The 4,512-nt window shown below is 72.0% G+C and carries 7 protein-coding genes; all 7 read right to left on the bottom strand.

What is annotated here, in order from left to right:
- Nucleotides 1–258, bottom strand: a 258-nt coding sequence (locus tag I5G_RS01665) for a Trp biosynthesis-associated membrane protein (protein WP_022877500.1), incomplete at its 3' end; no start/stop codon positions are given.
- A complete protein-coding gene (gene hisI / locus I5G_RS01660; RefSeq protein WP_022877499.1) occupies nucleotides 258–605 on the bottom strand; it encodes a phosphoribosyl-AMP cyclohydrolase in 348 nt (115 codons plus the stop codon). The genes hisI and I5G_RS01665, both read right to left, overlap by 1 nt.
- Complete coding sequence (gene hisF, locus I5G_RS01655; protein WP_022877498.1) at nucleotides 602–1,366, bottom strand: imidazole glycerol phosphate synthase subunit HisF; 765 nt, start codon at nucleotides 1,364–1,366, stop codon at nucleotides 602–604. Before hisF ends, hisI begins: the two co-directional genes overlap by 4 nt.
- Nucleotides 1,366–2,208, bottom strand: a complete 843-nt coding sequence (gene hisG, locus I5G_RS01650) for an ATP phosphoribosyltransferase (protein ID WP_022877497.1) — start codon at nucleotides 2,206–2,208, stop codon at nucleotides 1,366–1,368. Before hisG ends, hisF begins: the two co-directional genes overlap by 1 nt.
- A gap of 46 nt (nucleotides 2,209–2,254) precedes the next feature.
- The gene (locus I5G_RS01645) at nucleotides 2,255–2,518 is read right to left on the bottom strand and encodes a phosphoribosyl-ATP diphosphatase (protein ID WP_022877496.1); all 264 of its coding nucleotides are present in this window, start codon (nucleotides 2,516–2,518) and stop codon (nucleotides 2,255–2,257) included.
- A gap of 209 nt (nucleotides 2,519–2,727) precedes the next feature.
- On the bottom strand, nucleotides 2,728–3,399 hold the full coding sequence (gene rpe, locus I5G_RS01640) for a ribulose-phosphate 3-epimerase (RefSeq protein ID WP_022877495.1): 672 nt from the start codon (nucleotides 3,397–3,399) through the stop codon (nucleotides 2,728–2,730).
- 100 nt (nucleotides 3,400–3,499) lie between these two features.
- Nucleotides 3,500–4,512, bottom strand: a 1,013-nt coding sequence (locus I5G_RS01635; protein WP_026095573.1) for an RsmB/NOP family class I SAM-dependent RNA methyltransferase, incomplete at its 5' end; no start/stop codon positions are given.

The following is a 4,512-nucleotide window of genomic DNA, read 5'->3' as shown; positions in this document are numbered from 1 at the left end:
GACCCCCGCGATCGCGAGGGCGATCGCACCCAGCACGTACGCAGGGACGCGGCCGACGATCGACAGGGCGGCACCGAGCGCGAGGGCGCGAGGCTTCAGCGGGGTGAGCACGGGCACGGCATCCGCACCGGGGACCGCGAGCGTCTGCTGCGCGCCGTCGGCGAGGGTCACGTCGATCCACGTCTGGGTCGACGAGATCACGCCGAGGGCGCCGGCCAGGAGCATCCCGACGACCGAGAGCGAACGCGCTCGACGCATCAGGACTGCCCGACGACGGGCTCGAGATCGGTGGAGTCGAAGCACGTGTGGTCGCCGGTGTGGCACGCGGCGCCCACCTGGTCGACCTCGATGAGGAGGGTGTCGCCGTCGCAGTCGAGACGCGCGCCCTTCACGATCTGGATGTGCCCGGAGGTGTCGCCCTTGCGCCAGTACTCCTGGCGGGAGCGCGACCAGAAGGTCACACGGCCGGTGGTGAGGGTGCGGCGGAGGGCCTCGGCATCCATCCACCCGACCATGAGCACCTCGCGCGAGTCGAACTGCTGCACGACCGCGGTCGCGAGTCCCTGGGCGTCGTACTTCACGCGGTCGAACGCTTCGACGTTCATCGGCGCACCTCGATTCCTTCGGCCGCCATCGCGTCCTTGACCTGGCCGACCGTGAGCTGGCCGGAGTGGAACACGGATGCCGCGAGCACCGCGTCGGCGCCGGCGGCGATGGCGGGGGCGAAGTGCTCCAGGGCGCCGGCACCGCCCGAAGCGATCACGGGCACCGCCGCGACCTGGCGCATGAGGCCGACGAGTTCGAGGTCGAAACCCTGCTTCGTGCCGTCGGCGTCGATCGAGTTCACGAGCAGCTCACCGGCGCCGCGTTCGACGGCCTCGCGCGCCCAGTCGAGGGCGTCGAGGGTGGTCTCGGTACGGCCGCCGTGCGTCGTCACGACGAACCCGGACGGCGTGGATGCCGCGCGCTTGACGTCCAGCGAGAGCACGATCACCTGCGCGCCGAAGCGGTCGGCGATCTCATCGATCAGGTCGGGACGGGCGATCGCGGCGGAGTTCACGCCGATCTTGTCGGCACCGACGGAGAGCAGACGCGCCACGTCCTCGGTGGAGCGCACTCCCCCACCGACCGTGAGCGGGATGAACACCTGCTCCGCGGTACGGCGGACGACGTCATACGTCGTGGCGCGCTCGTCGACCGTGGCCGTGACGTCGAGGAACGTGATCTCGTCGGCGCCCTGATCGAAGTAGAGCTTCGCGAGCTCGACCGGGTCGCCCATGTCGCGCAGGTCGAGGAAGTTCACGCCCTTCACGACGCGGCCGGCGGCGACGTCGAGGCACGGGATGACGCGGCGGGCGAGCGTCATCAGAGCCTCGCGGCGAGGATCTCGGTGACCAGGATCGCCCGGGCGCCGATCGCGTACAGCTCGTCCATGACGCGGTTGACGTCGCGGCGGGGGCTCATGACGCGCACGGCGACCCACTCGGGGTCGCGGAGCGGCGAGATCGTCGGCGACTCCAGGCCGGGCGCGACGGCGATCGCCTGCTCGACGAGGGCGGCGGGCAGGTCGTAGTCGATGAGCACGTACTTCCGCGCGGCCAGGACACCGCGGAGGCGTCGGAGCAGCGTCTCGGTGCCCTCGACCTCGTTCGGGCCGGAGATCAGGACCGCATCCGATTCGAGCAGCACGGGGCCGAAGATCTCGAGCCCCGCCTGACGCAGCGTCGTGCCGGTCGAGACGACGTCCGCAACGGCATCCGCCACGCCCAACTGCACCGCGGACTCGACGGCGCCGTCCAGCGGCACGATGTCGACGGCCACGCCGCGCTCGTCAAGGAACGCGTCGACCAGGCCCGGGTATGCCGTCGCGACGCGGAGGCCCTGCAGGTCTTCGACGTCGGTGAAACGGCCGGGGCGGCCGGCGAAGCGGAACGTGGACCCCGCGAAGCCGAGCGACTCGATCTCGCGGGCTCCGGGCATCCGGGCGTCCAGCAGCAGGTCGCGGCCGGTGATGCCGACATCGAGCGCGCCGGAGCCGACGTACGTCGCGATGTCACGGGGACGGAGGTAGAAGAACTCGACCTCGTTGACGGGGTCGACGGTGTACAGGTCTTTCGAGTCGCGACGTCCGGTGTACCCGGCCTCCGAGAGCATCTCGGCGGCGGTCTCGGCGAGCGACCCCTTGTTCGGCACGGCGATTCGCAGCATGACGGGGGCTTTCGTGGTTCGTGAGCGAGAGGTGGGAGGGAGCGGCTCAGAGATGTCGGTAGACGTCTGCGAGCGTCAGGCCCTTCGCGAGCATGAGCGTCTGGAGGTGGTAGAGCAGCTGCGAGATCTCCTCCGCTGCGGCCTCGTCGGACTCGTACTCGGCGGCCATCCACACCTCGGCGGCTTCCTCGACGATCTTCTTCCCGATGGCGTGCACGCCGGCATCGAGCTGAGCCACGGTTCCGGAGCCGGCGGGGCGCTCGACGGCCTTGGCGCTGAGCTCGGCGAACAGGTCGTCGAAGGTCTTCACCTGTCTAGGGTATCGGCTCGGCGGTGCCCCGGCCGCCGGGCGGGGTGGCACCGGCCGCCGGGCGGGGCTGCACCGGCCGCCGGGCGGGGTGGCACCGGCGTCGATAAACGCCGTCTGTCGCGAGGAACGCTGCGAGACCGCGTGTCTCGCGAGGACGAGCGTTTATCGGGGAGAGGCAGGGATGCCGGGCCGGGAGACCGTGTCCCGGGTCAGTGCGTGTGGCGGGCGGCGGCGGAGCGCAGCGACTGGATCGCGCGGTCGGGGTCGTCGGCGCCGAACACCGCGGAACCGGCGACGAACGTGTCGGCGCCGGCCTCGGCGGCCTGCGCGATCGTGGACTCGCCGATGCCGCCGTCGACCTGCAGCCACACGCTCGATCCGCGGCGGCGGGCCTCGTCGGCGAGGCTGCGCAGCTTCGGCATGGTCTCGGGCATGAACGACTGGCCGCCGAAGCCCGGCTCCACGGTCATGACGAGGATCTGGTCGAACTCGTTCAGCACCTCGAACAGGTTCTCCACGGGGGTCGCCGGCTTCACGGCCACCCCGGCGCGTGCGCCGATCGAGCGGAGCGTCCGCGCGAGCGCGACGGGCGACGCCGCAGCCTCGAGATGGAAGGTGACGGATGCCGCGCCCAGCTCGGCGTACTCCGGAGCCCAGCGGTCGGGGTCATCGATCATCAGGTGCACGTCGAGCGGCACCGGGCTCGTCTCCTGGATGCGACCCACCATCTGCGGACCGAAGGTGAGGTTCGGCACGAAGTGGTTGTCCATGACGTCCACGTGGACGAAGTCCGCCCCGGCGATGCGGGCGAGCTCCGCCTGCATGTTCACGAAGTCGGCGGCGAGGATGCTCGGATTGATGCGGGGGGCGTCGGAGGGCACCCGACCATTATGCGAGTGGACAAGCGCTGCACTCTCGTGTGAGGGGTCAGAAACTGTCGCTCGGCTCGCGCACGGGCGACAGTTGTTGACCCCTCACGCGTCACGACACGCGGCGCAGGAGCGCGATCGACATCGCGTCGGTGCCGTGCCGGTGGGGCCAGAGCTGGGCGCGGAGAGAGCCGTCCGACTGCGCAGGCAGGTCGATGTCCGAGCCGGCGATGTCGCGCACGACGGCGCGGGCGTCGAGTTCCTCGACGGTGTCGCCGAACTCGCGGCGCACCTCGGCGAGCACGCCGGAGGTCTCGGCCAGGTGGGGCGAGCACGTCACGTACGCCAGCACCCCGCCCGGCTTCAGGGCACCGAGCCCCGCCCGCACGAGCTCGAGCTGCAGCGCCGTGAGATCCGGCACGTCGGCCGGGGTCTTCCGCCACCGCGCCTCGGGACGCCGGCGCAGGGCGCCGATCCCCGTGCAGGGCGCGTCGACGAGGATCCGGTCGTACTCCCCCGGCGTGCGGGCGGCGCGGTCGCGGCCGTCCTCCTCGGTCACCTCGACCTCGAGCGGGACGGATGCCACGGCCCGGCGCACGAGCGCCGCCCGGTGCGGCGAGATCTCGTTGGCATCCAGCCAGGCGCCCCCGGCGAGGGCTTCGGCCGCGAGCAGCGCCGTCTTGCCGCCCGGTCCGGCGCACAGGTCGAGCCATCGCTCGCCCGGCTCGACGGGCCGGAAGCGGCTGAGGGCGAGGGCGGCGAGCTGCGACCCCTCGTCCTGCACGCGGATGCGACCGTCGGACGCGCGGATGAGCGCCTCGGGGTCTCCCCCGCGTGTCGTGAACGCCGTCGGCGCGTACCGGGCGGGGCGGGCGTCCTCGGGGATCTCGGCCAGCCCCGGCAGGGCGATCATCGCCACCCGCGGGGCGTCATTGTCGGCGGCCAGGAGGGCATCGAGCTCGTCGCCGCGCCCCTCGGCCGTGAGGGCGCGACGGAACGCGCGGACGATCCACACGGGGTGCGCGCTCGTGAGTCCGAGGCGTTCGTCGTCGCTGCGGGCGGACGCGGTGATGCGGTCCATCCAGTGCCCGGGCGTCTCGCGCGACACCCGCCGCGGACGGCGTC

Source organism: Microbacterium sp. B19 (assembly GCF_000333395.1).
Taxonomy (GTDB): Bacteria; Actinomycetota; Actinomycetes; order Actinomycetales; family Microbacteriaceae; genus Microbacterium.
Note: the sequence above shows the minus strand (reverse complement) of the source record. Positions and strands in the feature narration are given on the sequence as shown.

Excerpts from the sequence above, each read along its gene's own strand:
- hisG (WP_022877497.1), bottom strand. The coding sequence starts at position 2,208 with ATGCTGCGAATCGCCGTGCCGAACAAGGGGTCGCTCGCCGAGACCGCC.
- hisF (WP_022877498.1), bottom strand. The coding sequence starts at position 1,366 with ATGACGCTCGCCCGCCGCGTCATCCCGTGCCTCGACGTCGCCGCCGGC.
- hisI (WP_022877499.1), bottom strand. The coding sequence starts at position 605 with ATGAACGTCGAAGCGTTCGACCGCGTGAAGTACGACGCCCAGGGACTC.